Annotated in this window: 28 protein-coding genes and 3 pseudogenes; 18 read left to right on the forward strand and 13 right to left on the reverse strand. The window is 69.0% G+C overall.

Annotated features, from left to right (window positions below):
- The first annotated feature begins 4 nt into the window (after positions 1–4).
- Positions 5–1,456 (forward strand): PLP-dependent aminotransferase family protein, encoded by a 1,452-nt coding sequence (locus KVT45_RS37755; RefSeq protein ID WP_217553706.1) that lies wholly within the window; start codon positions 5–7, stop codon positions 1,454–1,456.
- Between the two features lie 324 nt (positions 1,457–1,780).
- Here the strand turns inward: KVT45_RS37755 and KVT45_RS37760 are convergent, their stop codons facing one another.
- The 4 genes and pseudogenes from KVT45_RS37760 to KVT45_RS37765 all read right to left on the reverse strand — a co-directional run bounded on the left by KVT45_RS37760 (position 1,781) and on the right by KVT45_RS37765 (position 3,529).
- Positions 1,781–2,350, reverse strand: a complete 570-nt coding sequence (locus tag KVT45_RS37760) for a hypothetical protein (RefSeq protein ID WP_217553707.1) — start codon at positions 2,348–2,350, stop codon at positions 1,781–1,783.
- A 19-nt stretch (positions 2,351–2,369) separates the two neighbouring features.
- A pseudogene (locus KVT45_RS56785) lies at positions 2,370–2,714 on the reverse strand (DUF6228 family protein); the annotation flags it as partial.
- 15 nt (positions 2,715–2,729) lie between these two features.
- Positions 2,730–2,861, reverse strand: a complete 132-nt coding sequence (locus KVT45_RS57825) for a hypothetical protein (protein WP_302832617.1) — start codon at positions 2,859–2,861, stop codon at positions 2,730–2,732.
- Positions 2,862–2,983: 122 nt separating this feature from the next.
- A complete protein-coding gene (locus KVT45_RS37765; protein ID WP_217553708.1) occupies positions 2,984–3,529 on the reverse strand; it encodes an SMI1/KNR4 family protein in 546 nt (181 codons plus the stop codon).
- Between the two features lie 313 nt (positions 3,530–3,842).
- On the opposite strand from KVT45_RS37765, the pseudogene KVT45_RS57830 reads away from it, so the two are divergent.
- A pseudogene (locus KVT45_RS57830) lies at positions 3,843–4,007 on the forward strand (transposase); the annotation flags it as partial.
- Here KVT45_RS57830 and KVT45_RS56795 read toward each other — a convergent pair.
- From KVT45_RS56795 to KVT45_RS37780, 3 genes are all read right to left on the reverse strand, one after another.
- Positions 3,994–4,206, reverse strand: coding sequence for a hypothetical protein (locus KVT45_RS56795; protein WP_254647940.1), 213 nt, complete (start codon positions 4,204–4,206; stop codon positions 3,994–3,996). The pseudogene KVT45_RS57830 and the gene KVT45_RS56795 sit on opposite strands and share 14 nt — an antisense overlap.
- Positions 4,207–4,578: 372 nt before the next feature.
- On the reverse strand, positions 4,579–5,490 hold the full coding sequence (locus KVT45_RS37775; protein ID WP_217553710.1) for a GlxA family transcriptional regulator: 912 nt from the start codon (positions 5,488–5,490) through the stop codon (positions 4,579–4,581).
- A 10-nt stretch (positions 5,491–5,500) separates the two neighbouring features.
- Positions 5,501–6,100 (reverse strand): isochorismatase family protein, encoded by a 600-nt coding sequence (locus KVT45_RS37780; protein WP_217553711.1) that lies wholly within the window; start codon positions 6,098–6,100, stop codon positions 5,501–5,503.
- A 445-nt stretch (positions 6,101–6,545) separates the two neighbouring features.
- On the opposite strand from KVT45_RS37780, the gene KVT45_RS56800 reads away from it, so the two are divergent.
- From KVT45_RS56800 to KVT45_RS37800, 5 genes and pseudogenes are all read left to right on the forward strand, one after another.
- Positions 6,546–6,830 carry a hypothetical protein gene (locus tag KVT45_RS56800; protein ID WP_254647941.1) on the forward strand — a complete coding sequence of 95 codons (285 nt, stop codon included), beginning with the start codon at positions 6,546–6,548 and terminating at the stop codon, positions 6,828–6,830.
- 21 nt (positions 6,831–6,851) lie between these two features.
- Positions 6,852–7,532, forward strand: coding sequence for a tyrosine-type recombinase/integrase (locus KVT45_RS37785; RefSeq protein ID WP_254647942.1), 681 nt, complete (start codon positions 6,852–6,854; stop codon positions 7,530–7,532).
- Between the two features lie 118 nt (positions 7,533–7,650).
- A complete protein-coding gene (locus tag KVT45_RS37790) occupies positions 7,651–9,063 on the forward strand; it encodes a site-specific integrase (RefSeq protein WP_254647943.1) in 1,413 nt (470 codons plus the stop codon).
- Between the two features lie 41 nt (positions 9,064–9,104).
- Entirely contained in the window at positions 9,105–9,374 is a 270-nt protein-coding gene (locus KVT45_RS37795) for a hypothetical protein (protein ID WP_217553712.1), read from the forward strand.
- 43 nt (positions 9,375–9,417) lie between these two features.
- A pseudogene (locus KVT45_RS37800) lies at positions 9,418–9,618 on the forward strand (IS5/IS1182 family transposase); the annotation flags it as partial.
- Positions 9,619–9,708: 90 nt separating this feature from the next.
- Here KVT45_RS37800 and KVT45_RS37805 read toward each other — a convergent pair.
- Positions 9,709–12,054 (reverse strand): ABC transporter permease, encoded by a 2,346-nt coding sequence (locus KVT45_RS37805; RefSeq protein ID WP_217553713.1) that lies wholly within the window; start codon positions 12,052–12,054, stop codon positions 9,709–9,711.
- Positions 12,051–12,794, reverse strand: coding sequence for an ABC transporter ATP-binding protein (locus KVT45_RS37810; protein WP_217553714.1), 744 nt, complete (start codon positions 12,792–12,794; stop codon positions 12,051–12,053). The genes KVT45_RS37805 and KVT45_RS37810 overlap by 4 nt, the downstream gene beginning before the upstream one ends.
- A 137-nt stretch (positions 12,795–12,931) precedes the next feature.
- Between KVT45_RS37810 and KVT45_RS37815 the strand changes: the two genes are divergently transcribed.
- Positions 12,932–13,810, forward strand: coding sequence for a histidine kinase (locus KVT45_RS37815; RefSeq protein ID WP_308310985.1), 879 nt, complete (start codon positions 12,932–12,934; stop codon positions 13,808–13,810).
- Positions 13,811–13,917: 107 nt separating this feature from the next.
- Positions 13,918–14,619: a response regulator transcription factor gene (locus KVT45_RS37820; protein ID WP_308310992.1), complete on the forward strand. Its 702-nt coding sequence runs from the start codon at positions 13,918–13,920 to the stop codon at positions 14,617–14,619.
- Between the two features lie 193 nt (positions 14,620–14,812).
- On the opposite strand, the gene KVT45_RS37825 is transcribed toward KVT45_RS37820, so the two are convergent.
- Positions 14,813–15,595 carry an IS5 family transposase gene (locus tag KVT45_RS37825; RefSeq protein WP_217553768.1) on the reverse strand — a complete coding sequence of 261 codons (783 nt, stop codon included), beginning with the start codon at positions 15,593–15,595 and terminating at the stop codon, positions 14,813–14,815.
- 61 nt (positions 15,596–15,656) lie between these two features.
- Between KVT45_RS37825 and KVT45_RS37830 the strand changes: the two genes are divergently transcribed.
- The 6 genes from KVT45_RS37830 to KVT45_RS57835 all read left to right on the forward strand — a co-directional run bounded on the left by KVT45_RS37830 (position 15,657) and on the right by KVT45_RS57835 (position 19,315).
- Positions 15,657–16,007: a hypothetical protein gene (locus KVT45_RS37830; RefSeq protein WP_217553716.1), complete on the forward strand. Its 351-nt coding sequence runs from the start codon at positions 15,657–15,659 to the stop codon at positions 16,005–16,007.
- Positions 16,004–16,465, forward strand: coding sequence for a hypothetical protein (locus tag KVT45_RS37835; protein WP_217553717.1), 462 nt, complete (start codon positions 16,004–16,006; stop codon positions 16,463–16,465). Before KVT45_RS37830 ends, KVT45_RS37835 begins: the two co-directional genes overlap by 4 nt.
- A 262-nt stretch (positions 16,466–16,727) precedes the next feature.
- Positions 16,728–17,651 carry a GNAT family N-acetyltransferase gene (locus KVT45_RS37840; protein WP_217553769.1) on the forward strand — a complete coding sequence of 308 codons (924 nt, stop codon included), beginning with the start codon at positions 16,728–16,730 and terminating at the stop codon, positions 17,649–17,651.
- Positions 17,652–18,007: 356 nt separating this feature from the next.
- Positions 18,008–18,247: a site-specific integrase gene (locus KVT45_RS37845; RefSeq protein ID WP_217553718.1), complete on the forward strand. Its 240-nt coding sequence runs from the start codon at positions 18,008–18,010 to the stop codon at positions 18,245–18,247.
- Positions 18,244–18,888 carry a tyrosine-type recombinase/integrase gene (locus KVT45_RS37850; protein ID WP_254647944.1) on the forward strand — a complete coding sequence of 215 codons (645 nt, stop codon included), beginning with the start codon at positions 18,244–18,246 and terminating at the stop codon, positions 18,886–18,888. The genes KVT45_RS37845 and KVT45_RS37850 overlap by 4 nt, the downstream gene beginning before the upstream one ends.
- Complete coding sequence (locus KVT45_RS57835; protein ID WP_302832618.1) at positions 18,878–19,315, forward strand: DUF6262 family protein; 438 nt, start codon at positions 18,878–18,880, stop codon at positions 19,313–19,315. The genes KVT45_RS37850 and KVT45_RS57835 overlap by 11 nt, the downstream gene beginning before the upstream one ends.
- 352 nt (positions 19,316–19,667) lie before the next feature.
- On the opposite strand, the gene KVT45_RS37855 is transcribed toward KVT45_RS57835, so the two are convergent.
- Positions 19,668–20,984 carry a hypothetical protein gene (locus KVT45_RS37855; protein WP_217553719.1) on the reverse strand — a complete coding sequence of 439 codons (1,317 nt, stop codon included), beginning with the start codon at positions 20,982–20,984 and terminating at the stop codon, positions 19,668–19,670.
- An 82-nt stretch (positions 20,985–21,066) separates the two neighbouring features.
- Here KVT45_RS37855 and KVT45_RS37860 point away from each other — a divergent pair, with 82 nt between their 5' ends.
- From KVT45_RS37860 to KVT45_RS37870, 3 genes are all read left to right on the forward strand, one after another.
- Positions 21,067–21,378, forward strand: coding sequence for a PadR family transcriptional regulator (locus KVT45_RS37860; RefSeq protein WP_217553720.1), 312 nt, complete (start codon positions 21,067–21,069; stop codon positions 21,376–21,378).
- Entirely contained in the window at positions 21,375–22,139 is a 765-nt protein-coding gene (locus KVT45_RS37865) for a hypothetical protein (protein ID WP_217553721.1), read from the forward strand. The genes KVT45_RS37860 and KVT45_RS37865 overlap by 4 nt, the downstream gene beginning before the upstream one ends.
- A 147-nt stretch (positions 22,140–22,286) precedes the next feature.
- On the forward strand, positions 22,287–23,033 hold the full coding sequence (locus KVT45_RS37870) for a polyprenol monophosphomannose synthase (protein WP_217553722.1): 747 nt from the start codon (positions 22,287–22,289) through the stop codon (positions 23,031–23,033).
- Positions 23,034–23,568: 535 nt separating this feature from the next.
- Here the strand turns inward: KVT45_RS37870 and KVT45_RS37875 are convergent.
- A complete protein-coding gene (locus KVT45_RS37875; protein ID WP_217553723.1) occupies positions 23,569–24,528 on the reverse strand; it encodes a hypothetical protein in 960 nt (319 codons plus the stop codon).
- Between the two features lie 380 nt (positions 24,529–24,908).
- Positions 24,909–25,061, reverse strand: a complete 153-nt coding sequence (locus KVT45_RS56805) for a hypothetical protein (RefSeq protein ID WP_254647945.1) — start codon at positions 25,059–25,061, stop codon at positions 24,909–24,911.
- Positions 25,062–25,709: the final 648 nt, after the last annotated feature.

Consider the following 25,709-nt stretch of genomic DNA (forward strand, 5'->3'; position numbering starts at 1 on the left):
CGAGATGGACGTGTACGTCAGGCTCGACGGGCAGAGCGATCTGTCGGGCCAGATCTACCGCCAGTTGCGCACCGCGATCCACGACGGGCTGCTGCGGCCCGGCGATCCGCTGCCTGCGACCCGGGAGCTGAGCCGCCGTCTCGCGGTGGCCCGCAACACCGTCGGTGTCGCCTATGAACGGCTGGTCGCCGAGGGCTACGCGGACAGCAGGGTCGGCTCCGGTACCTACGTGCGGACGGCGGGCCTGCCCGCGCGCGAGGCCGCGGCCGCCACCAACGCCACCGGCCCAGGACTGCGCCCCCGTGCCCTGTGGGCGGGTCTGTCCCCGTGGGCCGCTCCGGAGGCCACGGGGCCCGTTGCGGCGGCCTATGACTTCCGGGTCGGTCTGCCGGACGCCCGGCTCTTCCCGTACGACGCCTGGCGCCCCCTGATCACCCGGGAACTCCGCCTGTCGGGGGCCGGGACGGTCGGGTACGGCGATCCTGCCGGCCATGCCGGGCTGCGGGCCTCGCTCGCCCGGCACATCGGGCTTTCCCGCGGTGTGCGGGCCGGCCCGGACGACCTGCTGGTGACCACCGGCACGCAGCAGGCCCTGGACCTCATCGGGCGGGTGCTGCTGGAACCGGGCGACCGGGTGGCTGTCGAAGAGCCCGGCTACCCGCCGGCCCGGCTGCCGTTCCTGGCGCAGGGTGCCGTGGTCACGGGCGTGGCGGTGGACGCCGAGGGCTTGCTGGTGGACGCCATCCCGCCGGACACCCGTGCGGTGTACGTCACCCCTGCCCATCAGTTCCCGCTCGGCATGCCGATGTCGTTGCGGCGCAGAACGGCGCTGTTGCGGTGGGCGTGGCGGCACGGCGCGGCGGTGATCGAGGACGACTACGACAGCGAGTTCCGGTTCGGCGGGCGGCCGGTCGAGACGTTGCAGGGTCTGGACCGGGGCGGCCATGTCATCTATGTGGGGTCGTTCTCCAAGGTGATGATGCCCTCTTTGCGTGTCGGTTTCCTGGTGGCGCCCGCTGCGCTGCGCACGGCGTTGCGCACCGCCAAGTACGCCGCCGACTGGCATACGGCGGTCGCCACACAGGCGGCGCTCGCGCGTTTCGTCGACGACGGGCTTTTCGCCCGGCACATCCGCCGGATGCAGCACACGTACGCGGCCCGGCACCAGGTCGTCGTCGGTGCGCTCACCGGCCGCTTCGCGGACCTGGCGGAGCCGGTGCCGTCCGCCGCGGGCCTGCACGTGACCGCGTTCACCCGGGGCCCTCTCGCCGACCCCGGTGCCCTCGCGGCGCGGGCCCGTGGGGCCCGGGCATCCGGCGTGGCGGTCCACACCCTGGCCGAGGTGGCTGCGGACCGTTCTGCACGCCCTGGCCTCGTCTTCGGCTACGGCTCGATCAGCGCCCGGGACATCGAGCCGGGCCTCCAGCGCACGCTCGGCGAGCCGAGGGAGCCCTGAACGTGTGCGGAGGTGCCTGGCTGGGGCCTGTGCCCGGTGGTGGGCGGCTGAGCTCGGACGGCCGGCTCTCTACGACTTCTCCGGCCCTGGCGGAACGACTTGGGTTCCGTAGGGGGGTCTCTCAACGGAACACCGGCCGACGGGAACGGACCCCAAGTCAGGGTCCTTGCGTGTAGGCGTTCCGCGAACCGTCCTGGTGAGGGGGGTACGGACCAGCCCGGCCCGACCCGGGCGCTGATGGTCGAGTGCCGCCCCTGACCGGCCGCCACGGCCGATGACCTGTGTTGCGCCTTCACGCCCGGCTTCGGGCCTGCAGCCGAATCCTCAGGCGGTGTGGTCGTCGAGTCTGACCGCCCACAGCGTTTCGTCGTGCCTGCCGGAAGTGTCCAGGCCGAATTCTGCCTTCCCCGACGCCTCGGCACCTGATTCGTCGTAGAGGAGCACAGGCAAAGGCGGGTTGAGGAGGAGGTTGTGGCGGCGGATATCGGCAAGGCTCCTGTCCTGGCGGAGGAGGATACGGCCGATGTCGTCGCGCTGGGTGAAGTCGGCCCAGATGCGGGGTGGGCAGACGTCGGCGACGTACGACAGGATCGCTGCGTTCTCGCCCTCCCTGTGCAGTCGCCCGCAGTTGCCGCAGACGTACAACGACGAGAACGAGGCTTCCACGGCGCGCTGCCGCTCCTCGGTGTCGAGGTCGGCGGAAGCGGGCCAGACGACTTGGTCGAAGAGTTCGTCAGGGACGAGCCGGAACTGCCGGCCGGGGTTGTGGGAACCGCTGAAGATCGCGCCGCATCCGCATTTGAAACCGCCCATGTTCCTCCCTCTTCGAAGTGTTTCTACCAGGTCGGCACCGGGTTCGGTGCGGAGGCCTTCCCCTGGGCGGTTCAGCAGCATCCCCGCCACCAGCGGTGGTCGGCCAGGGTCGAAGAGTCCAGGTCAACTCCACGTGCCCGCCCGATCGGAAGACCGCTCTCAGGGTGAGGTCGCGATCATTGTTCTGCCAGACACGCTCTCCGTCCCATCCTCGAAAGTCTCGGGCCAGCTCCTCCAGGAAGGTCACCAGGTCCGCGTCCCAGGTCCGTGCGACCACTTCGTCGACACGGGCATGCAGCCCGGGCGCGCATGCCTCAATGGCGTGGCGCACGCAGTCTTCGTCCGGACGGAAACGGTCACAGAACCTCACCCTGACCACCAGGTTGTCCTGGGAGTGGACGACCACCTCGGTCAACTCGTTGCAGCCGACGTCGTGAGTGCTCATCCGCTGAACAGTAGGTCAGCCGGTCGCCGCCCGGCACCGAGGTTCCGGGCCGGGCAGGCGGTCGCGATCGACGCGGTCGGCGAGATAGATCATCATGGTGGCCTCGGGGTCCATGCCGAACGCGGCGGCGACAAGTTTGGGGTCCATGGCGTTGACCAGGTCGAGCAGTGTCGACGGTCACGTATTTCCCCAACGGCAGCGTCAGCTTCCCCACTCAAGGGTTCGGGCCCGGCTCCTTTGCAGTGCGCCGGGCTCCGTGCGGGTTGCGGTCAGTCCCACCAGCCGTCGCCGGCGTGCCAGCGCCGCACCCACTCCAGGAATCCGAGCGCTTTCGGCATGGGATACGGGTACGCGCCGACATCGGTGACGAGCCAGACCTTGCCTCGCTCGGGACCGGTCACGACGAGGACCCAGTAGGAGAGTCCATCGTCGGTGCCCAGCACGACAGAACCGTGGTTGTAGACGGCGGCGACGCGCTCGTGGTGGTCTTCGGCGAGGGGCTCGCCTTCCCAGGCCCAGGTGTCCTGGAGCGGGAACAGGGCGGCCGGATCCCGGTCCCCCTGGTCGGGCCAGTCCGGGGGGAGCCAGCCGAGGGGCAGGAGGCCGCCGTCTTCCGGTGGACCGAGCGATGACCCGTTGGCGATCTCGGCGACCAGGCTCCGATACGGCTCCGGGAGGACGACCCTGTTCTCGGATTCCCACACCAAGACGGCGTCGTCTCCGAGCGCCGGCTCGCGCCACTCCGGCTCGAATGCGGAGCGCAGGAACTCCAGGGTGGCCTCGTCAGGGCGTTGATCGGGTGATGTCGTTGTCACGGCAGCATGCTGGCAGAAGAGGCTGACAGAGCCGGTGCGAGAACGTCAGGCTCGAACGTATGAATGGGGAAGCTGACGCAGCCGTTGGGGAATTACGTGGCTCTGTCCGCAGTTCCGTGGCGGACATCGCGGTGTTCACGACTATTCGGCACTCCGGAGGCTTCGGTGACGCGCCGGCGGTACTCGGACTCGGTGGCCGTGTCCAAGAAGGTCACCGCGTGCCACCGGGCCCGGTCGTAGCCCTCACTCTCACGCCAGGGGCGGACGGTGCGGCCGGGCGATTGCGCTAACGCCCACTGCGGGGGCCTCGGAGGGGTTCGAGCCGCTGCCCAAGCGGTGGGTGATCGAGCGGACCTTTGGTCGCCTCATGCAGCACCGCCGCCTCGCGCGGGACTACGAAACCCTCCCACAGAGATCCCGGACGATGATCCACTGGGCAATGGCCAAAAAAATGTCCCGCGAACTCACCGCAGAATCCGCAGCCAGCTGTCAACAACCCTCTCCAAGTCCGGGGAAAGGCTCCGTTCGCCGGAACTCCAATAGCCGACGAACGACTCGGAGAGCTCGTCGACGAGGTGACGCCGGTCGCCGAAGCCGCCACCGGACATGCTCGCCGCCAACGGGCCGGGGACGAAGACGAAAGCCGGGACGAGGACTACGGCAAGAACGACGAGCACCGCGAGTGCCCGACCAGGAACACCTGCGGATCGGGAGTGACCGTGTGCGCCGGCGGATCGTGACGTTGTTGTCATGCGGACGACCATGTCGCGCCACTGCCCACCCGGTCACTGCGGTCCGCCACCCACTTGAGGTGTGGCCTGCCACACCCTGACTTGTACCGCGCCAGTTCCCCCAAGGACACAGTCCGCCCCCCAGTCCCATTGGGTGTAAAGCGATCGTCCACGCACTCGCGCACGTGCAGCGAAAAGTCACGGGCTGCCTGGTGGACCTCAGCGGCATGACATCGGCACCCATGGCTCAGAGAGGCAAGGTCCCGCCCCCGCCGCCAGGAGTGGTCGGCATGTCGTCTTGGCGTGCGCTGCTGCTGGTCAGTGCTTGCGAGCTCGTAGGCGGCGCAGCATGCGGGGGTCCTCGAAGCCGACAGCGCGGGCGGCGGCATCGACCGTGGCGCCATGGCTGATGAGGTGCTCGGCGCGTTCGAGACGGAGGGTTTGCTGATAGCGCAGTGGGGTGAGGCCGCCGGTGGCGCGGGTGAAGAGGCGGGTGAGGGTACGTTCACTCACGCCCACGTTCGTGGCCAGGGCCGACAGGGGCAGTGGCTGGTCGTAGCCGGCATCGAGCAGGTCCTGGGCGTGGTGCACGGTGTCGTCGAGGTGGGATCGGTATCTGAGCATTGCGCTGGCCTGCGGTTCATGGCCGTTGCGCCGCGCGTAGACGACCATGTCCCGGGCCACCTGGGCGGCGACGGCGGGGCCGTGCCGGGTGGCGATCAGGTGCAGGGCCAGGTCGATGCCGCTGGCGATACCGGCCGAGGTCACCACCCGGTCGTCGGCGGTATGAAGAACATCGCGAATGACCGTCGCCCTGGGGTAGCGGCGTGCGAGTTCGTCCTGCACATCGTGGTGGGTGGTGCACCGGCGGCCGTCGAGGAGGCCGGCTCGGCCGAGCGCCTCGGCTCCGGCGCAGACGCTGGCAACCGTGCCGCCCCTGGCGTGGTGGTCTCGGAGGAACCGCAGGAAATCCGTGCCGATGGCAGGACTGCCTGCCAGGGTGCGCGCCCGCCAGCCGGGCACCACGATCAAGTCCTCGGGGCCGAGCTCGGGCCAGTCGGTCTGGGCCACCAAGGGCAGGCCCTGGGCGGTGGGGACCAGCGGCTGCTCGGCGATGTAGCTGAGTGTGTAGGGGTGCCCGAAGTCGGAGGCCGTGGAAAAGACCTGCGCGGGGCCCGCCAGGTCCAGCAGATGGACTCCGGACACCAGGAGAAAGGCGATGTGGCTCACGATCCGGTCATCATGCCCGAGGCTCGGCCGCGGCTTCCAGCTGCCCAACCGTGGTGATGGTGGCAAAGCGTCCGGCAAGGGCGTACTCCGTGCGCCTGATGATCTCCTCGGCGCTCAGGGTCCGGGGGTCCGACAGCAGTTCGGCGACGCTCTGCTCGGCGGGAGCGTCTCGGTGCGGGATCGGGTTGGTCGCGGTGGCGTCGATGACGAAAGTGACCTGGTAGCCGAAGTCGCTCGCGACGCGGGTGGTGGTCTCCACACACTGCTCGGTCCGGATGCCGCAGACGGTGAGCTCGTGGATGCCGCGCTCGGTGAGGAGTTGCTGCAGGTTGGTGGTGGTGAAAGCGTTGTGCGAGGTCTTGTGGATCAGCGGTTCCGTGTCCCGGCGCTGCAACTCGTCCATCAGCCGGACATGGCCGAGGGCGGGGTCGAAGACATCGCCGCTGCCGGGCTCGGAATGCAGCACCCACACCACCAGGTCCCCGGCCTGGCGGGCGAGCCGGACCAGTCGGTCCACCTGGTCGGCGATCTTCGGGTTGGAGATGGTCTCCCACAGCGGGCGGGCGCGGAAGGATTCCTGGACATCGATGACGATCAGCGCTCGGGTCATGACCCCAAGCCTGACCGGCGGGGCTGGAGTGGCGACAGGCCTCATCGGGTCCGGGTACGGACCGATCCGGTCACAGTCGGAGCCGTGACCACTCGCTGCGTATTCGCCACCACACCCTCTCCGCCATCGCGGTCAGAGGCATCTCGCTGCTGTGCCGGGTAACGCAACACTCACGCAGCGGACTTGGTGTACGTCGTTCATGGCGCGGACGTCGGCGGCGTCCTTTCAGAGGTGCGTACCACACCCGATCCCGCCGGCTGAGGCATGGGACTCCGGGGCGGCGGTGTTGCGGTAGATGCACCAACTCCGCGTGGAGCGGGCACGGCTGTGACCTGCTCGGAGGCACGCGGGTGGGTCGTTCGTTCAGGTGATGTGAGGATGTCTGGCCTCGGGGTTACAGGTCCAACGCCACGATGTTGCATCAGGTGCAACCGTGGGAGTGGCTGTGCAGACTGTCGATATGCCGGGCGCGTTTCGGCTGATCGTTTCGGGAAACGTGCGGGCGTTGGACCCGGCACCGGCGATGTTCGACGCGATGCTGCGCGGCTGGGAGCAACAGCACCGGAGCCGGCTGCTGACGAAGAAGACGATCGCCGACCGGCTGAGCCTGGTGCGGCGGTTCGCGCTGTTCACGGCGACGTACCCGTGGGAGTGGACCCCGGAGAACGTTGAGGCGTACTTCTCCCACCAGCTGTCGGGCACCGCGCCGCTGGCGCATTCGACTGTGTGAGGGCAGCAAGGCGATCTGCAGATGTCCTGCGCGTTCGTCAGCGACCGCCGCTACGGCTGGGCGGCCGCCTGCGAGGAGGTATTCGGGCAGGTCCCGGTACAGGTGTGCCCTGACTGGCTTACCACTGACCACGTCGCCGAGTACGAGGGCCGGCCCGGACGGCGGGCGCTTACCTACGACGAACTGCAGACTCTCTTCGACGCAGCTGACGACCTCGTTGAGGTGAAGCGCAAGCGCCGCCGCAAGGGGTTGCCGGCCGCGTGGCGGGACGCGGCCATGATCAAGCAGGTGTACGCGTACGGCACCCGGCGCCGCGAGACCTCGACGCTGGACTTGCCGGACCTGCGGCACAACCCGCGGGCGAAGCAGTACAGGCAGGTCGGTGCGCTGAAGGTGCAGTTCGGCAAGGCCCCGCGCGGCAGCCCGCCCAAGCGGCGCACGGTGCTCACGGTGCCGGAGGTCGACTGGATCGTGCCGGTCCTCGAAGAATGGGTGGACAAGGTCCGCGCCGGCTTCTCGCCCGGAGGGCAACCGGCACTCTGGGTGACCGAGCGGCGCGCGCGTCTGGGCCTGCGACGGCTGGACGAGGTGTTCGCCGCGATCCGCGGCCACGCGGGTCTGCCGGAAGAGCTGGAGCTGCACTGCCTGCGGCACATTGTCTCTGCTTCGTTTTCGTGTGGTGATTGGCATCAACTGGTTTGATGGCCTGGGAGTTTGGGCTTTGCGCTGAGCCGTGTGGTGTTTCTAGTGTCGGCGCCCGTGATCCTGAGTTTCTTTTCGTCCCGGGGCTGGGGAGCCCTGGGACATCGAGCATCGGCCGTTGATCCCCGAGGGGATGCCCGTGCTCGTCGACGACGACCTGTGCTTCGAGGACGGTCCGGCCGCGCCGCGTTCGGCGGCGGTGGTGAACCGGTGGCTGCGTGAGCTCCCGGCCAGCGGGGCGCCGGCGCCGAGCTCGTGGGAGAACTACGCGCGGGCCGTCAAGGAGTGGATGGAGTTCCTGGCCGTACACGGAGTGGGCCAGTTCGACTCGCGGGTACGGCTGAGGGCCGGGCTGAGCCGCTACGCCGAGCACCGGGCGGCGGGCCCGCTGAAGGCCCGGTTCGCGGCGACGACGTGGGGCCAGCACATGAGCATTCTGTCGTTGTTCTACCGGTGGGCGATCAGCGAGGGGTATGCGACGGCGGAGCCGTTCACCTACCGCTCCGCGCGGGCCCTGTTCGCCGGGACCGGCCGGGAGGTCAAGGTGAACCTTGCGGTGCGCCGCACGCCGAAGCCGCACGTGACGATCAAGTACCTGGAGCCGGACTTCACCGAGTTGTTCCGCAAGGGGCTGCGTGGGCTGGCCCCGGACGGTTCGCGGGACACCGGCTTTAACGGCCGGGAGCTGACCCGCAACGCCGCGGTCGGCGATCTCGCACTGGTCACCGGGATGCGGCTACAGGAATTCACCCACTTGCTGCCCTGGGAGATCCCCGCACTGCCGCCCGCGCCGACCACAGTGCCGATCCCGTTCCCGGTGCCGGCCGGGATCACCGAGGGCAAGAAGTTCCGCACCACCTGGATCTCCTACGAGGCTCTCGCCGCAGTACACGACTACCTGGAGCTCGACCGGGCCGCCACCGCCGAGGGCACCCGCTGGCGACCGCTGCAGCGGTGGGGTGAGCCGCTGATGGCGACCGAGCCCGACGCGAGGGGCGGGCTGATCAACGGCATCCGACGGCCCTGGGCATCGCTGACCCCGGCAGAGCGGCGCCGACTGGTCGCCCCGGATGGCGGCTCGTGCCTGCTGGCCGTGAAGAACGGCGGCGGCCCCTTCACCGCGTGGGCCACGGTCTTCGAGCGGACCTCCGACCGGATCCGGGCCCGCTTCGAGCCGCGGTTCCCGCACGTCTGGCCCCATCGATTTCGCCACACCTTCTCGATGAGGGCCCTCGAATACCTGGTCACCGGGCACTACCGGCAGGCCGCGAAACTCGTACGGGACACCGACGCGGACGCTGCCCTGGTCTTCTACCTCACCAAGACCGACCCGCTGCTGATACTCCGTGATCTTCTTGGACATACCACCGTACTCACCACGGAAAAGTACCTCCGACGCTTGGATACGACCCGCATCTTCCGAGAGGCATACGAGGGGGCCGGAGCAGCGGCCGGACTGACCGACAACACTGCCGCCGAGCGGGAAGCCGCCGCCGAGTTCGCCGATGACATCGAGGATGGGGCTGCCTGATGCCGACCATGCTCATCGACCAACCCCCAGGAATCATTTGCGTGTTCAGCGACGGCAGCCGCGCGGAGTTCTCGCTGGACGGCCTGCCGAACCCGCTGCTGGCCCGGCAGTTGGCCACCGGCCTGGTGGACCTGATCCACCCGCACGGCACCGCGGACACCGCCGGCACGGTCAACCACTACGTCCAGGCGATCCGGGGCATGGTGCGGACGTTGGCCGCGCAGGGCTTCACCAGCAGCCTTGTCCAGCTTAGAGGTCGCGCGGATAGGGGTGGTGGAGGGCCTTGGCTGCGGGGCGGGCGCAGGTCATAGCGATCATGGAGTTGCAACGCTCTGTGATCATTTAGGGGGACCTGTGCCCGCCCTGCCATCATGGCTCACTGAACCACTGTGGGAGCACTTCACGGCGCTGCTGCCCGCGAGGCCGGAGTTCCACCCGGGGCATCCGCTCGGCTGCCACCGTCGGCGTGTCAGCGACCGGATCGTCTTCGACAAGATGCTGCAACTGCTGCGCTTCGGCTGTTCTTACGAGGCGATCGCCGACACGACCTGCTCGGGGCGACCAGGGACGGGGTGGGCGCCACCGCGGGCTCGGTCCGGGCCGCCAGGGCTCTGGCAGAGGCCCTCCTCCGATGCGCCGCGGCCTTCACTCGGTGTGCAGGACTCGGGCGATGGTCTGCCGTGCCGCCGCCCGCGCCGGTATCACCGCGCCCAGTGCGGCGATGGCAACCCCGGCCAGCGCCAGCAGCGTCATCGACCCGGGGTGCCACACGTCCAGCATCCGGTCCGGGAAGGTGAGGTGGGCGCTGCGCTCGGTCATCGGGACCACCACGTGGTACGCCGCGACTCCCAGCGGCAGCCCCAGGATCCCGCCGACCAGGCCCAGCCCGGCCATGGACACCACCATCATCACCGTGACCTGCCGTGGCGTCATGCCGATCGACTTGAGCATCCCGAGGTCGCGTCGCCGCTCCCGGGCGCTCAGTACGACGGTGTTGAACACCCCCATCGCGGCGACCACCGTCAGCATCAGGGTCAGCACGGACGCGGAACTGATCACCGTCAGGGCCCCGGCGTTCACCGAAGTCTTCGCGTCCGGGTAGAGACCAGGGTCGGCGGCCCGGACGGCCTTCGCATAGGCGCCGACATCGGCTCCGGGGGTGAGTCGCACCCAGTACTGGTTGGCCTGCGCGCCCGGTGCGAGGGCGGTCAGGGTCGCCCAGTCCGCGCGCATCCAGTCCGCTGGCCCGGACATGACCTCCCCGACCAGGGTCACTCGCTCCCGCCGGCCGCCAGCCGCACCGAGGACGAAGGAGTCACCGAGACGCATGCCGTACTTGGACAGGAACCGGCCGGAGACCACCACCTCGCCGGACCCCCGCATCCACCGGCCCCTGGCCAGGTCGTCCTGGAGAGCCGACCGTCCCCCGCGCTCGCCCTCGATCGACACGTCCTCGCTCTGCCCGAGCAGCCGCACGTCGGCGAAGCCCACGGCGGACACGTCCGCCGCCTGCGGCAGTCCGCGCAGCAGCGCCTGGGCCGCGACGTCGCCGTGCTTCGGGGCGGTCTGCCCGAACCTGGCTTCCCCTCGCCCGACGATCACCTGCACCTTGCCGACGCCCTCGACCGCGTTGCCGTAGGAGACCATGGTGGCCGACAGGCCGGTGGCGAACGTCACCGTCGCCACCCCGAGCAGGACCGCGGAGACAGTGAGCAGCGCCCGTCCGGGCCGAGCGAAGGGCAGGCCCAGGCCCAGACTCACCGAGCGCGGCAGCCGCACCCCGCTCAGCCACCGCTGCACCGCGAGCCCCCGTCCGCCACTGGGTGCGCTGCCCGCGCTGATCGCACGGGCCACGGAGAGCTGGTGCGCGCGCAGTGCCGGGATCAGCGCGGCCAGCAGCACCACGGCCGGCATGCCGACCGCCGTGGTCGCGTACACCCAGGAGCCGATCGCCGGCGCGACGTTCACCGTGCCGAGGTCCGCGCCCTGGAAGACCACGTGCAGCAGCGGCCGCGCCACCACCGCACCCAGGGCCGTACCGGCGAGCGCGCCCGCCGTCGCCGGGACGCAGATCATCACCAGGTAGACCGCGACCACCTGGTTGGGCGTGAATCCAAGGGACTTGAGGACCCCGATGTGCCGGAAGCCCGACACCACGGCACCGCTCACCACATTGGCCACGATCAGGACCGCCACCAGCAGGCCGAGGATGCCGAAGGCCATAAGGAACGGCACGAAGGCGTTGGGCTTGGACGCGATCTGCGCCTTCAGCGTCAGATACGACTGGCCGGAGACCTGCGATCCGGACGGCAGGCCGGCGGTCACCGCGGCGGTGTCCGTGGTGATCTGACGGGCTGTCGCGGCCTGGTCGAACCGGTACAGCATCTGGTACGTCGTGGGGTGCAGGGCCGCGATCTGCTGCGTGGAGACCCAAGCCTGGGCGGTCCCGCTCACGCTGGACGCGAGGCCGACCACGGTCAGCGGCGGCAGCCCGGGCAGCCGGATCCGATTGCCGATCGGCGAGTCCGGCCCCTTGCCCGCGCCGGGCCCGTCGATGGACGCCAGGACGATCTCTCCGGGACCGGTGGCCCAGTGCCCGGCGAAGAGGTCAAGGCGGTCGACCGGGCCACCCGGCTCCGACCGCCCCACCACGGTCAGCGGGCCGGACGGCATCCAGGGCATCTTGGAGGCCGCGTTCTGCGGCATGTCGACCACGGCTTCCGGGAACGGCCCGGCCGAGGCCCGCACGTCCGAACGGTGCGCGGTCCGTGCCAGCTCCGCGCCGGAGACCTTCGCCGCGTCGAAGGTGGCCACGACGTGCGCGCCGTGCGCCTGGCCGAAGAGCCGATCGAAGGGTCCGGACGCGACGTCCAGCAGGCCCAGGGCGACCACGAGGGCCATGCTGGAGACGAGGACCACCACCCCGATCACGGAGGTCTGCAGCCGACGGCGGCGCACGGCCGCGCGCGAGGCGCGCCACACCGCGCTCATGCCGACCGCTCCAGGGTCCGCTCGCCAGTGATCCGGCCGTCTGCCATCGTCACCAGGCGGCTGGCGCAGCGCGTCGCCAGCCGCTGATCGTGCGTCACCAGCAGCAGGGTCTGGCCCAGTTCGTTGAGGTCGATGAGCAGGTCCATCACCTGCTCGCCCGAGTGGCTGTCCAGCGCACCGGTCGGCTCGTCCGCCAGCAGCAGCGCGGGGCGGTTCATCAACGCGCGGGCCACTGCCACCCGCTGGCGCTCGCCTCCGCTGAGCGCGGCGGGGTAGACGTTCCTGCGGTCGGCGATGCCGAGTTCGTCCAGCAACTCCAGTGCTCGGCGCCGGGCCTGACGGGCCGGCGATCCGGTGAGCTGCGCGGACAGGGCGACATTGTCGATCGCGGGCAAGTCGTCGATGAGGTTGAAGAACTGGAAGATCATGCCGATGCGGCGGCGCCGGAAGAGCGCGAGGCCGGTCTCGTTGATCCGGCTCAGTTCCTCGCCGTGCACGCGCACCGAGCCGGCGCTCGGCCGGTCAAGGCCGGCGATCATGTTCAACAGGGTCGACTTGCCGCAGCCGGAGGGGCCCATCACTGCCACTGCCTCCCCGGCGCCGATCTCCAACGCCACCCCGTCCAGGGCGACGGTGTCGCCGTACTCCTTGCGCAGGCCGCTCACCCGGACGACTTCGTGGTCGCGCACGGCGGCCGGGTCGGCCCCCAGGGCCGTGCCGCTGATGTCTTCGGTGGTCATGGCAGGGACGGTAGGCGGCGTGGGCCGTCCGGGCGTCAGCCCCCGGAAGTAACAAGTGCCGGTGGTCATCCTGGGGATGTACGGAGTGGACCCGCAGGTGGACGCCCGCTCGCCGGCCGCGTGGCACGATTGAGGCCGTGTGGACATCGAGGACGGGGTGGCTGCTCATCGCCCTCGCGACGGTGAGCCTGGCGTTGGCCGGGAGCGCTGTCGTACTGCTGGGGCGGGTCCGCCGCCGTCACCGCAGGGTCCTGGAGGACCGGGGCTGGCTGCTGGAACGCGAGCGGGAGTCCGCCGCCCGTACGGCGGTTGCGGCCGAGCGCGCCCGCATCGCCCGCGAACTCCACGACATCGTCAGCCACAAGGTCAGTCTGATGGTCGTCCAGGCGAGCGCCGCTCGCGAGGTGCTGGCCACCCTGCCGGGCGAGGCGGAGACCGCGCTGCGAGCCGTCGAGGGTGCCGGACGCGACGCGATGACCGAACTGCGCCATCTGCTGGGCCTGTTGGCGCCGTCACCCGACGGAGACGACGAGGAGGACCGGGCCGAGTCGTACGGCGCAGGAGACCTCTCCGGACTCGCACCGCAGCCGAGCCTGAGTCAACTGGGCACCCTCGTCGACCGGATCGCCTTCGCCGGCCTCCCGGTCGAGGTGCGGATCTCCGGCGAACCGCGCCCGCTTCCGCCCGGCATCGACGTCACCGCCTACCGGATCATCCAGGAGGCGTTGACCAACGCGCTCAAGTACGGCGACGGCGGCAAGGCGGCTGTAGCGGTGCGCTATGCCGACCACAGTCTGAGGGTCGAGGTGCTCAACAGCGGACCGAGCGTGCTGTCCGCCGACCCCGCGAACACGGGTGCCGAACCGGGCGCCCGCAAGCACCGGGACGACGGCGCCGGGCGCGGCCTGCTCGGTCTGCGCGAGCGCGTCGCCGTCTATGGCGGCCGTTTCGACGCCCGGCGCCGCATCGGCGGCGGCTACCGCGTCCGAGCCCGCATCCCCCTGGAGCGCCCGTGACCGAGTCCGCCGCCGACCGCGGCGCCCACCACGCCCCGAGCCGGGTCCCGAACTCCCAGGACCCGGACGCGAACCCGAGCCGAGACACCGGCGCCCCGCGCGTCCTCATCGCCGACGACGAGGAACTCATCCGAACCGGCTTCCGCCTCATCCTCACCTCGCGCGGCATCGACGTCGTCGGCGAGGCCGCCGACGGCATGGCGGCCGTCACGGAAGCCGAACGACTGTGCCCGGACGTCCTCCTGATGGACATCCGGATGCCCCACCTGGACGGCCTTCAAGCCGCCAAGCGCGTCCTTGGGCTGCTCCCGAACTGCCGGGTGCTCATGCTCACCACCTTCGACCTCGACCACTACGTCTACGCGGCGCTCGCCGCCGGAGCCAGCGGCTTTCTGCTCAAGGACGTCACCGCCGCCCACCTTGCAGCAGCCGTACGACTGGTGAACACCGGCGACGCACTGCTCGCCCCCTCGATCACCCGCCGCCTCATCGAGCGCTACGCGACGACCCACAGCGCCGGCCGGACCGACACGGCACACAGCCCCGCCGCTGCGGCTGCCGCAGCCCGCACCCCCGCGATCCACCGCGACCTGGCTCCGCTGACCCCCCGTGAACTCGAGGTGCTGGCCCTGATGGGCCGGGGCCTGTCGAACACCGAGCTCGCCGCAGCCCTCACCCTCAGCGAGTCCACCGTGAAGACCCACGTCGCCCGGATCTTCGCCAAGCTCGCCCTCCGCGACCGCGCCCAGGCCGTCGTCCTCGCCTACGAGACAGGCCTGATCACCCCTGCCGACCTGACCGCCGACTGACACCGCTTCCACGGCACGCTGCGTAGGCCCGCCCCGGGCCGGTTGACCCCGGTCTTGTGCGACATCCCGTGAGATCTTCGGGCACTATCACTGTCTCAGGCTGGCGTGCTCGGCCCACGCCTGTTCCGGCACGGCCGGGACAGGCCAGTGGATGACAATTTCGGGTTAAGAGATCGCTCGGGTAGGCGTGTGGTCATGGTCGACGGTTGGGACGTTCGTCCCAGCGGTGTGTCGTCCATGCCCGTCGGATCAGGCTGCGCACGGTGATGATCGTGTCGGCGAGGTCGAAGTAGGCATCAGTGACGCTGACGTGGCGCTCGTAGCAGCGGGCGAGGCGGTGAAAGGCGTTCTGCCAGGCGTGAGTGCGTTCGGCGTGCCACCGTCGGCCGGCCTGGATCGGCGCCTTCTCGCCCTTTTGGGCGATGCGGCCGTGGATGCCGCGTTCGTCGAGCAGGGCACGGGTCTTGTCCGAGTCGTAGCCGGCGTCCAGGTGCACGGTGATGTCGCCGGGCAACGGGCCGAGGTCGTTGAGGCGGTCCAGGGTCGGGGCGAGCAGCGGGGAGTCGTGTCGGTTGGCGCCAGCCAGGACACGGCCCAGAGGAATGCCGTATCCGTCCGTCATGCCCGAGCGTTTCAGTCCCTGTTTGTCGCGGTCGACCGGTGAGCGTCCGGCGGCCTCGCCGCCTCCGGGAGCCTTGGTGATGGCTGCGTCGACAGCGATCTGGTCGAGGACAAGGCCGACAGTTCGGTCGTAGCACTCCAGCGCGATCTGCTTGAGCCGGGCGAACACGCCCAGTTGTATCCACTCGTCGCGGCGGCTGCGGATCGTCGTGGCCGAGCAGGTCGTGTCGGCGATCACCTCGCAAGAACAGCCGAAGCGCAGCAGTTGCAGCATCTTGTCGAAGACGATCCGGTCGCTGACACGCCGACGGTGGCAGCCGAGCGGATGCCCCGGGTGGAACTCCGGCGCCAGCATCGACGAGAAGCTCGACCCCGCGGCAGCCTCGGCCCCGAAGCTCCAGCACAACGACCGCGACGTGCTCAACCTACTGACCAAACGCGCCAAGGTCCTGCATCTCGGGCCTGCGAACTACTGCTGGTTCACCGACCCGTCCCGGGCTCTCTGCCTCAAGCTGGCCGGCACCCCGACAGCGGACCGTCCGCTGGTCGGGATGTGTGACTCCGCCCGCTGCCCGCAGGCCACCCATCACCCATGCCATCGGCCGGTCTGGAGCGAACACGCCGAACGCACCGAGACGTTCATCGGCCAACTCGGCACCACACGCAGGACCGAACGCACCAGGCTCCAGGCAGATCACGACCGGGCCCTTCGGGTCGTCGCCGAGATCGACGCCGCCAGCACCAGCACGACCGAGGAGTCCGCATGAGAATCTCCGCAGCCCAGCGAACCGAGAACGAGAACCGCATCCGGGCCGCCATAGACCGCCTCCTGCGCGGTGAGCTCCCGCCAGGCGGAAAGTGCGACATCAAGACCCTCGCCAGCAAGGCGGCGGTCGACCGCACCGCCTTCTACGGCACCCGCCCCTACTCTCACCTCCGCGTCGAGTTCGAGCGACGCTTTCAAGCCCTGCAGCAGGCCGGCGACATTCCCGACCCCCGCGAAGCCCGGATCACCCGCCTCAAGACGGAGAACACCGAGCTCCGGGAACGGCTAGCCGCATCGGAGCAGGCGATCGATGAGCTCACGGACTTCCGCACCCAGGCCCTGGCCCGGCTCGCCGCACAGCACGAGGAAATCGTTCGCCTGCGAGAGTCCACCGCCGGGACAAGCCGGGTGGGCCGCCTTCCCGCGCCGCGAACCACGGTGGTTGGAACCTGCAGCTGACAGCACCGGGCTCGCTGTTCGGCACTGCCGGAAGCAGGGTGATCGAAAAGGGTTTGCGGACGAGGGCTGCGGTTGGATAGACGTTACCGCTGGACCCCCGCCACGAGGGTTGGGGGGCCACGACAGTGAGAGGAGGGATAAGCCCATGATCCCCATGATCACCGCGCTTGTGTCCTCCCGGGGTGCAGACCGCGTCTGACCCCGGAGCGGACGGGCGCCTTCACCGGAGCGTGCCTTGACCGTGAAAACGAACGACCTGACCATGCGTCCGATCACCGGACGCGAAGAACTCGACCTCTTCTCCCAACTGCCTTACGACCTCAACGAGGAATTGGCGGACGACCTATCCGACGGCCGCCGACGTCCGGAGTGGATGTGGGTCGCCTTGCGCGGTGACCGCCTGCTCGCCAGGGCAGCCTGGTGGAGCCGATCAGCCGGCGACGCACCGCTCATCCTGGACATCCTCGACATCGAAGACAGCGCCTCTGGCTCCGATCACGTGGACATCGGGGTGCGACTTCTGCAGACCGCGATGGCCGCCACCCTCCCGAAGGGGTCCCGTCACCCTGAGTACAGCCGACTCATCCCGCCGGACTGGCGTGAGAACGCGGTGACGAGACAAGCCGTCGAAGACCGCATGACGGTACTTGAACGGACCGGTGCCCGCCTCTTCGTCGAACGACTACGCCTGGAATGGCGTCCGGAATCGCCAGTCCCCGAGCCCAACGGGCGCCTCATCTTCCGGCCGGTCCACGATGGCGAGGAACTCGTGGCTCTGATGGCCTCGGTTCTGGACGGGACGTTGGACGCACATGGCCGTGACGACCTGACCCGGATGTCAGTGCACGAAGCGGCCGTCCGGCACTACGAGGACGAGCTGGCGCGTTACGCGAGCCCGCGGGACTGGTGGCGCATCGCAGCACTGCCCCACGGAGAGCCAGTGGGGTTCGTCATCCCGGCCCGCAACGACTACAACGCGATCATCGCCTACATCGCGGTCCTGCCCTCACACCGCGGCAACGGCTACATCGACGACATCCTTGCCGAGGGCACCCGAATCCTTGCCGAGCAGGACGTCCCCCGCATCCGCGCGTCCACAGACCTCGGCAACATCCCGATGGCGAACGCCTTCCGGCGCGCTGGATACATCAATTTCGGACGTGAGATCAACATGACCTGGAGCTGATCGACTACTGGGCGGGGCTCCGCAGACGGTGTCCCCGCCCACCCCCAGCCGGTGATCTACAGCACACCAACAAGGTCGGAGTGCAACACGTGTCGTTCCCAGCATCGCGAAAGCGGTCCCGGCAACGGACCTACTCAAAGGCGACACGAGCTCACCGCACACGACCTCTGCGGACACAAGGCACACCTACATCACACACCTGATCGAGTTCGGGTACCCGGAGCGGTTCGTCCAGCTTCTCTTGAGTCCTCGGCTGTGTGTCCATGACATGCAGCACGAGCCCGGGTTGGGCGGAGATCTGTGTGGTGGAGGTGGTTATCCACCGCCGTCCGCCAGGCAGTTCTCCGGGAGGTTTGATGCTGGTGCAACGGGTGTTGATGCCCGACTCGTCGCTTGAGTCATGGACGGTCCTCGGCGATGAGGGCGGGATAGTCGAGTCGATCGAGCGCTATCCGGCCTACCTGGCCGGCATCGAGCGGTCGCCGAACACGATCAAGGCATACACCCATGGCCTGAAGGACTGGTTCGTCTTCCTCGACCGGCGACACCTGGACTGGCGTGAGGTCCGGCTGGAGGATCCGGGCGAGCGCGGATGAACCCTGACGGCACCCGGCCACTGACTACACACTCCTACCGCAGGCAGCTCGATCGCTGGCTGGAGCGGTGCGACGTCCGTGACGAACATGGCAGGGCAGTGCATCTGACACCCCATCAATGGCGCCACACTTTTGGAACCAGGCTGATCAACCGGGATGTTCCGCAGGAAGTCGTACGTGTCCTTCTCGATCACTCTTCCGGCGAGATGACCGCCCACTATGCACGGCTGCACGACACGACGGTCCGCCGGCACTGGGAGAAGGCCCGCAAGGTCAACATCAAGGGCGAGAGCGTCACCGTCGATCCCGAAGGCCCGCTGGCCGCGGCCACCTCGGCCAAGCAGCGGCTCGGCCGCCTGACCCAGGCCCTGCCCGACGGCTACTGCGGCCTGCCGGTTCAGAAGGTCTGTCCGCATGCCAATGCTTGCCTGACATGCCCGATGTTCGTCACTACCCCCGAGTTCCTGCCGCAACACCGCGAGCAACGGCAGCAGTTGCCGCAGATCATCTCGGTCGCCGAGGCCCGCGGCCGAGCGCGCGTGGTCGAGATAAACCGCCATGTCCTCGGTAACCTGGAGAAAATCATCGCCGGTCTGGAGTCCGACCCCGGGCAGTCGGAGGCGACCGCCGATGCGAGCTGACAACAGCCAGTACATCGTCGATGCCGCCCGCCGCCGCAGCGAGTACACCCGCGCCAAGGCCGTCCAGGCCCTTCGTTCACTCGACGCGGCGGGTGAGCCGGTCACCTTCGAGACCGTTGCGAAGTGGGCCGGAGTGTCCCGGTCTTGGCTCTGTGCCCAGTCGGACCTGCGGGCGGAGATCGAGCGACTACGTACAGCCCGCCGCCGAGACCCAGCATCCCCCATTCCTGCATGTCAGCGCAGTTCCGATGCTTCGTTGCTGCGGCGACTCGAAGCCGCCACCGCCCGCATCCGGCGGCTCACCGAGGAGAACCAGAAACCTCGCGAGCAACTCGCCCGTGCACTCAGCGAACAACGCACCGCGACGACTCGTACGGGCCCGCCACGAGCGGGTGCGAGCAATCCCGGGTGGGCTGTTCACGAATGAGCAGGGCCTGCCGCATCGGCGGCTACTGGAGATCTTTCCCCGGCCTGAGGAGTGATCATCCCCCAACTGCGAGGGACCCGCACGCGTGACTGCGGCCTGGTCCGCGTCAGCAAACGTACGCGCACCGTCGACGGGGCACGCCACAATCTCTGCGTGGATCAGGAGATAGCAGCGATAGTCACTGGCACATTCGGTTTGGTGGGAGCCGCCATCGGGGGTGCCGCGGCGGCCTGGGGCGCGCGAACGGGGGCAGAGCGAACTGCGCGGGCCACGCACCAGCAGGTGCGTGACCAGGCTGATGCCGAGCATGCTCATTGGCTACGGCAACAACGTCTCGAAGCCTACGAAGGCTTCATGCGCGCTTATGACGGCTTCGCGCGTGTGGCCACCGAGAGTCTCCGAGCCGCTGAAGAGCGGCGGTCACGAAGTGATCAGTCCGGTCGTGAGGCCCGCCTCTCGGAGGGCCTGCCCTCAGCGAGCGAGGTGGACGCGATGGGCGCCCAGGTGCGCGCGATGGAAGAGCAGGCCGCGCGCATTTCGGTTGTCGGCCCTTCACCTGTGGACGAGCGCGCGGCGCAACTGACGAGAGCCGCAGGACTCGAGCACCAGCGGTATGTCGCCCTGCGGGAGCGTCCCTCGGATGAGCCTCATCAGCAGGACGTGGCTTTGGACGAAGTACGAGCACAAACAGAACACCGCAAACGATTTTTGGCCGCTGCCCGACAGGCCCTTGGTACCCCGCCAGACCTCGGGTCAGGGAACCAGCATCATGCCTGATCTGCGCTACAGGATGGGCCTGGGCGGACGTCAGCGATCCTGTCCCGAACACCGGCCACAGTGCGTCACGGAACGCCGTCGCTGCACTGATCGCGACGCATCCGGCCACCACCGACACCTCGGTGATGCGACGGGTCCGGGTGCGCGGCGGCCGGGCGATGAATCCGGCGACCGCGTTGCTGATCACGCAGAACGCGAGATTGGAGGTCGCCGCGACGATCAGAAACCAGGCGATGAGCAGCGGATCCGTCCAGTCTTCGCCGACGGCCTGTGCACCGGTGATGGCCGCCGCAGCCAGCGTGCTCAGCGTGACGAACACCGTCATCGCGTGACGGCGCACCCAGGCTGCGACATCCGGACCGACCCAGCGCCGCGGCACGGGAATCCGCCGGCAGACGAAGAGGGCGTCGCCGAGCCAGTCGTACCGCCACCTGCCGGACGGGGCCCGCCGGCGGTGCCATCGCACGAGCAGTACCGCTGATACCGCGGTGAGTACCGAGTTGGCGACCAGCCCGCCGATCAGCGCTGATGTCCAGGCCCCCGGAACCGGGGCCGGCACCCTGGCGATGACCGCGGCCCACTCGGACACCACCGTGAGTCCGACCAGCGTAGTCATCGCCGCCACGGCACGCACCGTCTGCCACGCCCGGTCCGCACCACCTGGTGCCTGCCACGCGAGCAGCCGCAACGCAATCACCAAGGCGAGCACGGGCACCGTGAACTGGGTCAGGGAAACCGCCACGTCATAGGGGTCGTCCTGCCAGGGGCTGGCCGCCCTGACCGTCTTGTCCTGGGTCGCCAGCAGCGTCAACGCCTCGAAAACACCGGCCGTGCCCAGACTCACCAACACCACGGCCGATGCGGCCCGGTCATTCTCCTCCACGTGTTCCATGGGCCGTCATAGTACGCATCTCGTACTACGTGACAAGTAGTATCGAGCCTCGTAGCATGTGGAACCGGAGGCAAGGAGACCCATGCACAGCAACGACGCCCAGATGCTCGTGCTCACCGTCCTCGCGGACGGCCCGCTGCACGGTTACGCCATCAACACCGCGATCGAAGAGCTCACGGGCCGCAAACTCGGCCCCGGCAGTCTCTACGGAGCGCTGTCCCGGCTGGAGGCACGCGAGCTGATCCGGCCCGCGGACGAGGCGGCCGAGACGCAGGAACGCCACCGCACCATGCAGATCACCGACGCGGGCCGCGACCAACTGCGCGCCGAACTCCAGCAGATGGCCCGTATCTCCGCCGCCGGCCTGCGCGCACTCGGAACCGCTCCGGCATGAACGCGGCCACACTCCTGACCCGCCTCTACCCACCGGCCGTCCGCGAACGCTGGGGCGACGACATCAGCCACGAGGTGTCCGCCTCGGGCATCCGCTCATGGCCCGACACCCTCGTGGGGGCCGCACGGCTCTGGCTCCACCCGGGCGACTGGCCTGAGACGGTCACCGGCCAGACCCGCCGCGTGCTGACCGTCGCACTGTTCGCCCTCACTGCGACCACCGGGCTGCTGCTGCGCTCGGCCGAACCCTCCACCACCCTCACGGCCGACATCCGTCACCCCGCCACCAGCCTCTGGCTCGCCCCCCTCCTGCTCGGCATCGCCCTCGCCACGCCGCATCCCCCACTTCGAGGCGAAGCCCTCCGACGCCTGACAGCCGCAGCGATCCGCACGCTGGCAGCACCGACCGCCGCGGTCGTGGCCCTGTGCCTGATCGCATGGAGCGGCATGGCCGACCACCTCACCGGCTTCGCCGACGCCGCCGCGGTCCTCTACTACTGGCTCACGCTCGGATTCGTCGCGCTGCGCCTGTGCACCCTCGTCGCCCGCATCGCCCGGACCACTCCCCTGCCGTCCACACGTCGGCTGTCCGCGGCCCTGCTGTACATCGGGACAGGACTGGCCCTCGCGGCAAGCCAGAACCTCCTCGCCGTCCTCCGGACCGTCCCTCATCCGGGCTCCCTCACCGAGACCCTGACGCTGGGCCTCCTGGCCGCCGCAACCTTCAGCGTCAGCCACGATCTGCGGCGCAAGAGGGCATAGCCCCAGCAGAAGCGAAGGTCGGGCCTACCCGTCGGATCGTCCCGGGGCATCTCATCCGATGTCGGAGGGGGCGCGGCCAGTGCTTCTCGACCGCCGAGTGACCGGCACCGCTGAACCTTCCCTGTCTCCCCTCCCGAGGAAACGCCGATGCCTGTCTCACCCCCGAAGGTCGTTGTCGTCGTACCGACCTACAACGAGCGGGACAACCTGCCCGTCCTCGCCGGCCTGCTCGCGGACCTGCCGATGCCCGACCTGCATCTGCTTGTGGTCGACGACAACTCACCCGACGGCACGGGCGAAGTCGCCGACAAACTCGCAGCCGAGTCACCGGACGCTGTGGGCGTGCTGCACCGCACCGCCAAGAACGGGCTCGGCCGCGCCTATCTCGCCGGAATGGCCAGTGCGCTGGATGAGGGCGCCGACGTCGTGGTCCAGATGGACGCCGATCTCTCCCACCCGGCCTCGGTAATCCCTGCCATGGTCGACACTCTGCTGACGAGGAACGCCGCCGTCGTCCTCGGCTCCCGCTACGTCGCGGGCGGCTCGACCGCCACCGACTGGCCGTGGCACCGCAAGGCCCTGTCGGCCTGGGCCAACTGGTACGTCAACGCGATCCTGCGCCTGGGCGTGAAGGACTCCACCGCCGGATTCAAGGCATGGCGAGCCGAGACGCTGCGCACGATCGACCTGCCGTCGATCCGCAGCAACGGGTACTCCTTCCAGGTCGAGATGAACTACCGCACCATCAAGCGCGGGCTGACCATCCTCGAAGTACCCATCCGGTTCGAGGAACGAGTGAACGGGACCTCGAAGATGAGCATCCGTGTGCAGCTCGAATCCGCACTCACCCCGTGGAAGCTGCGCTTCGGCAGGCGGGACCGTCGCTGTCTGTGAGCGGTTTTCTGCCTACAACAGCGAGGGCGGAAGGTCGCTGAACAGATCATGGGGTGGCCTTCGACCAACGAGCTGGACGAGGACATCCGGCGAGCCCTGCCGGACGCTGTGTCCGAAGCGGGATCTAACTGACGGCCTGTCCGGCCCCGAGAGCGTGTTCGCCGCTCCGATGGCACCACCGTGCCAGTCCGCGGCGCCGGCGGCCCGCAGCGACGAACTCTCGCCCGACACCGCCCAGAACACCTCGGAGGGCACATGAACCGAAGCGTCGAAGCCCTGACGACTGCCACCCTCCGACGCCGAGAACGCGGGGAGAACGCCGTCAAGAAGGCACTGAAGGAAGCCCGCAGGACACGCAACCCCGTAAGCGTGACCTCGATTGCCAGGGCGGCCGGCGTGTCCACCGACTTCATCTACCGCCACCCAGTTCTGCGCCCGCAGGTCGAGGCCCTCCGCAGGGCACGACGCGATGCCGCCCTCGCCGCGGCCCACGGAGAGCTCCTCGCGCTTCGACGACAGCCCCAGAACGGACTTATTAGGTAGCCATGAAGTCGTTCTCGACGGCGGGGGCGATGCGGGTGAGCCAGAACTCCGCCTCGTCCGGTCCCAGGACCCGATCAAGGTTGAGGGTGGGGATCATATTCTGGAAGACCCGGCCGAGGCCCATGCCATAGTCGCCAAGCGGTGGGTGCAGTACCAGCACGCGGGTGCCATCGAGCGGCTTGATGTCGGCGGGCACCCCTTCCGGGTAGACGTAGGCGCCATGGCCGTCGAAAAGGCGGAAACGGCGGAGCGCCGGATTCTCGGGACCCAGGTACGGGTCGGCGTCTGTCGCTGCCGCGACCCACGAGCGGTCGGGGCGCGTTCCTGGAACCATGCCTTGGTCGGAGTCGCCGATAAGCCGGTCCGCGAGCAGGGTGTGCAGCTGGAAGTTGTCCCCGACACCGCTCATCGTGAGGGCATACCCCCTACGTGCACGGGGGTTGAGGACAACCAGAGGCTCGTCGTCGAGGACGGCAGCCAGGTCTCTGACCCAGGCGGCGCGCTGCGACCGGTCGGCGACCGCTGCGGCGTACTCCCGCAGCTCAGCCTTGACCTCAGTGGGCACCGCTGCCCGGAAGGGACCGTGCGCCATGACCGTGATCAGCACCTTGAGCCAGTCCTCCATGTCGAACCAGGACATGGCGATGCGGGTCATGTCCCCCTTGTCCGGGCGCCCTTTCGGTCTGGCCAGGCTGACAAGAGCCTGCACCAGCTGCTTCGTACTGGCGCTCACCTGCTCCGGCAGCGGCCGCCCGGGAGCCGCTTCGGCCCAGCACCCCGGGACCAGATCGTTGAGCATCATCGCCTCCGCGGCACGCTGCGGCAGCACGTCGGCCAGCGCCATTGGTGAACCGCCCCACTCGACGCACGCCCCCGCCAGGACGGCCGTCTTGGCGAAGTCGCCCGCCAAACCCGGCAGCCACGGCGCAAGAGCCTCGACCGCGGCGGTCAAACTCGCGGGACCTCCCGCACGCGCAGTGTCCCCCAACCGCGACAACGCCCGCCGGTAGCCGCGAGCCGAACCAGACCTCATCTGCGCGACAAGCTCGTCAACGAGCCGGGGTATCTCCGAAGGCACGGCGGCACGCTAGCAGGGCCACGATCCCCACGCTGCGGTTGGTATCCGAGCTAGGAACTCCAGGTCATCTGGGCGCCGAGCACTCGTCAGCGACACGCCGCTGACGCTGTGAACAGGAGGATCGACTCGCTATACAGTCACGACGCCGGATAGCAGGTGGTCGTACTCGGCTTCGCCCATGGCACCGGTGTAGCCGTAGGAGGCAGCGCTAGGTTTCTTCTTCTTGCCGGTGACGTAGATGGAGGAACGTACATCTAGGTGTAGCCGCCCTTGCGGCAGATCGTCGTCGTCAGGTTGGCCTGGGTGACGGCCGGGGAAATCGCACCCGGAGTACAGGCCGGGTCCTCCAGCGGCTCGCCCTTCTCATAGTGGTAGTGGCACGATCCGGCGGCCGACTGCTGCTGCACCGTGTACTTCTTCTGCGGGCCAGCCGCCCACGGCGATCGCCCGGCCTCCGCAGCCCGCCCCGCTCGCGCTTGAGGCGGTCCCCGATGCAGTCGCGCTCCCGGACGGCGACAGGCCGCCCAGCAATCCGGTTTTGCAGCCCGCGAGCAGCAGACAGGACAGCACCACGATCGGCAGCAGGACCCGCCATCCCCTGTGCGGGGGTGGCCTGCGGGGAACCGAATAGGGTGGGTGGGCGTCCTGAAGGCCATGATCAACGGTGTGAGGATGGCGGCACACGGGTGGAGACGCGGGGTGGCGGCTTCAGCAGTCGCGGTTGCGGCAGCCGTGGTTCTGGCCGGGTGCGGGAGCAGCACACCGCAGCCGGTCGGGGATCCTGATCCGGGCGGACGGTTGCTTGCGGCGATCAAGCCGGTGCTTGCCGTCGCTCCAGCGGGGGCGCATATCTCTTCGAGGTACGCGGCCAAGCCGATGTGGGACTCCTGCGATGGGATTGCGTCCACTTACGGGTGGGACGAGCCGACGGTGGACTTGGGGTTCACCGGCGGTGGCACGGACGCGCAGGTCGTCGCGCATCTGAAGTCAGTCCTGCGAAAGTTGGGCTGGACCTTCGATACCGCGAACTCCGCCCCTACCGGGCCTTGGTACTG

Origin of the sequence: Streptomyces sp. GbtcB6 (genome assembly GCF_019091475.1) — a bacterium.
GTDB lineage: Bacteria > Actinomycetota > Actinomycetes > Streptomycetales > Streptomycetaceae > Streptomyces > Streptomyces hyaluromycini.

What these genes read in the sequence shown, in the direction of transcription:
- KVT45_RS37755 (WP_217553706.1), top strand. Translation starts at nt 5, where the DNA reads ATGGACGTGTACGTCAGGCTCGACGGGCAGAGCGATCTGTCGGGCCAG.
- KVT45_RS37760 (WP_217553707.1), bottom strand. Translation starts at nt 2,350, where the DNA reads ATGCTGCTGAACCGCCCAGGGGAAGGCCTCCGCACCGAACCCGGTGCC.
- KVT45_RS57825 (WP_302832617.1), bottom strand. Translation starts at nt 2,861, where the DNA reads ATGGACCCCAAACTTGTCGCCGCCGCGTTCGGCATGGACCCCGAGGCC.
- KVT45_RS37780 (WP_217553711.1), bottom strand. Translation starts at nt 6,100, where the DNA reads ATGACCCGAGCGCTGATCGTCATCGATGTCCAGGAATCCTTCCGCGCC.
- KVT45_RS37785 (WP_254647942.1), top strand. Translation starts at nt 6,852, where the DNA reads ATGTCCTGCGCGTTCGTCAGCGACCGCCGCTACGGCTGGGCGGCCGCC.
- KVT45_RS37805 (WP_217553713.1), bottom strand. Translation starts at nt 12,054, where the DNA reads ATGAGCGCGGTGTGGCGCGCCTCGCGCGCGGCCGTGCGCCGCCGTCGG.
- KVT45_RS37810 (WP_217553714.1), bottom strand. Translation starts at nt 12,794, where the DNA reads ATGACCACCGAAGACATCAGCGGCACGGCCCTGGGGGCCGACCCGGCC.
- KVT45_RS37825 (WP_217553768.1), bottom strand. Translation starts at nt 15,595, where the DNA reads ATGCTGGCGCCGGAGTTCCACCCGGGGCATCCGCTCGGCTGCCACCGT.
- KVT45_RS37835 (WP_217553717.1), top strand. Translation starts at nt 16,004, where the DNA reads ATGAGAATCTCCGCAGCCCAGCGAACCGAGAACGAGAACCGCATCCGG.
- KVT45_RS37840 (WP_217553769.1), top strand. Translation starts at nt 16,728, where the DNA reads ATGCGTCCGATCACCGGACGCGAAGAACTCGACCTCTTCTCCCAACTG.
- KVT45_RS37845 (WP_217553718.1), top strand. Translation starts at nt 18,008, where the DNA reads ATGCTGGTGCAACGGGTGTTGATGCCCGACTCGTCGCTTGAGTCATGG.
- KVT45_RS37850 (WP_254647944.1), top strand. Translation starts at nt 18,244, where the DNA reads ATGAACCCTGACGGCACCCGGCCACTGACTACACACTCCTACCGCAGG.
- KVT45_RS57835 (WP_302832618.1), top strand. Translation starts at nt 18,878, where the DNA reads ATGCGAGCTGACAACAGCCAGTACATCGTCGATGCCGCCCGCCGCCGC.
- KVT45_RS37855 (WP_217553719.1), bottom strand. Translation starts at nt 20,984, where the DNA reads ATGGAACACGTGGAGGAGAATGACCGGGCCGCATCGGCCGTGGTGTTG.
- KVT45_RS37860 (WP_217553720.1), top strand. Translation starts at nt 21,067, where the DNA reads ATGCACAGCAACGACGCCCAGATGCTCGTGCTCACCGTCCTCGCGGAC.
- KVT45_RS37865 (WP_217553721.1), top strand. Translation starts at nt 21,375, where the DNA reads ATGAACGCGGCCACACTCCTGACCCGCCTCTACCCACCGGCCGTCCGC.
- KVT45_RS37870 (WP_217553722.1), top strand. Translation starts at nt 22,287, where the DNA reads ATGCCTGTCTCACCCCCGAAGGTCGTTGTCGTCGTACCGACCTACAAC.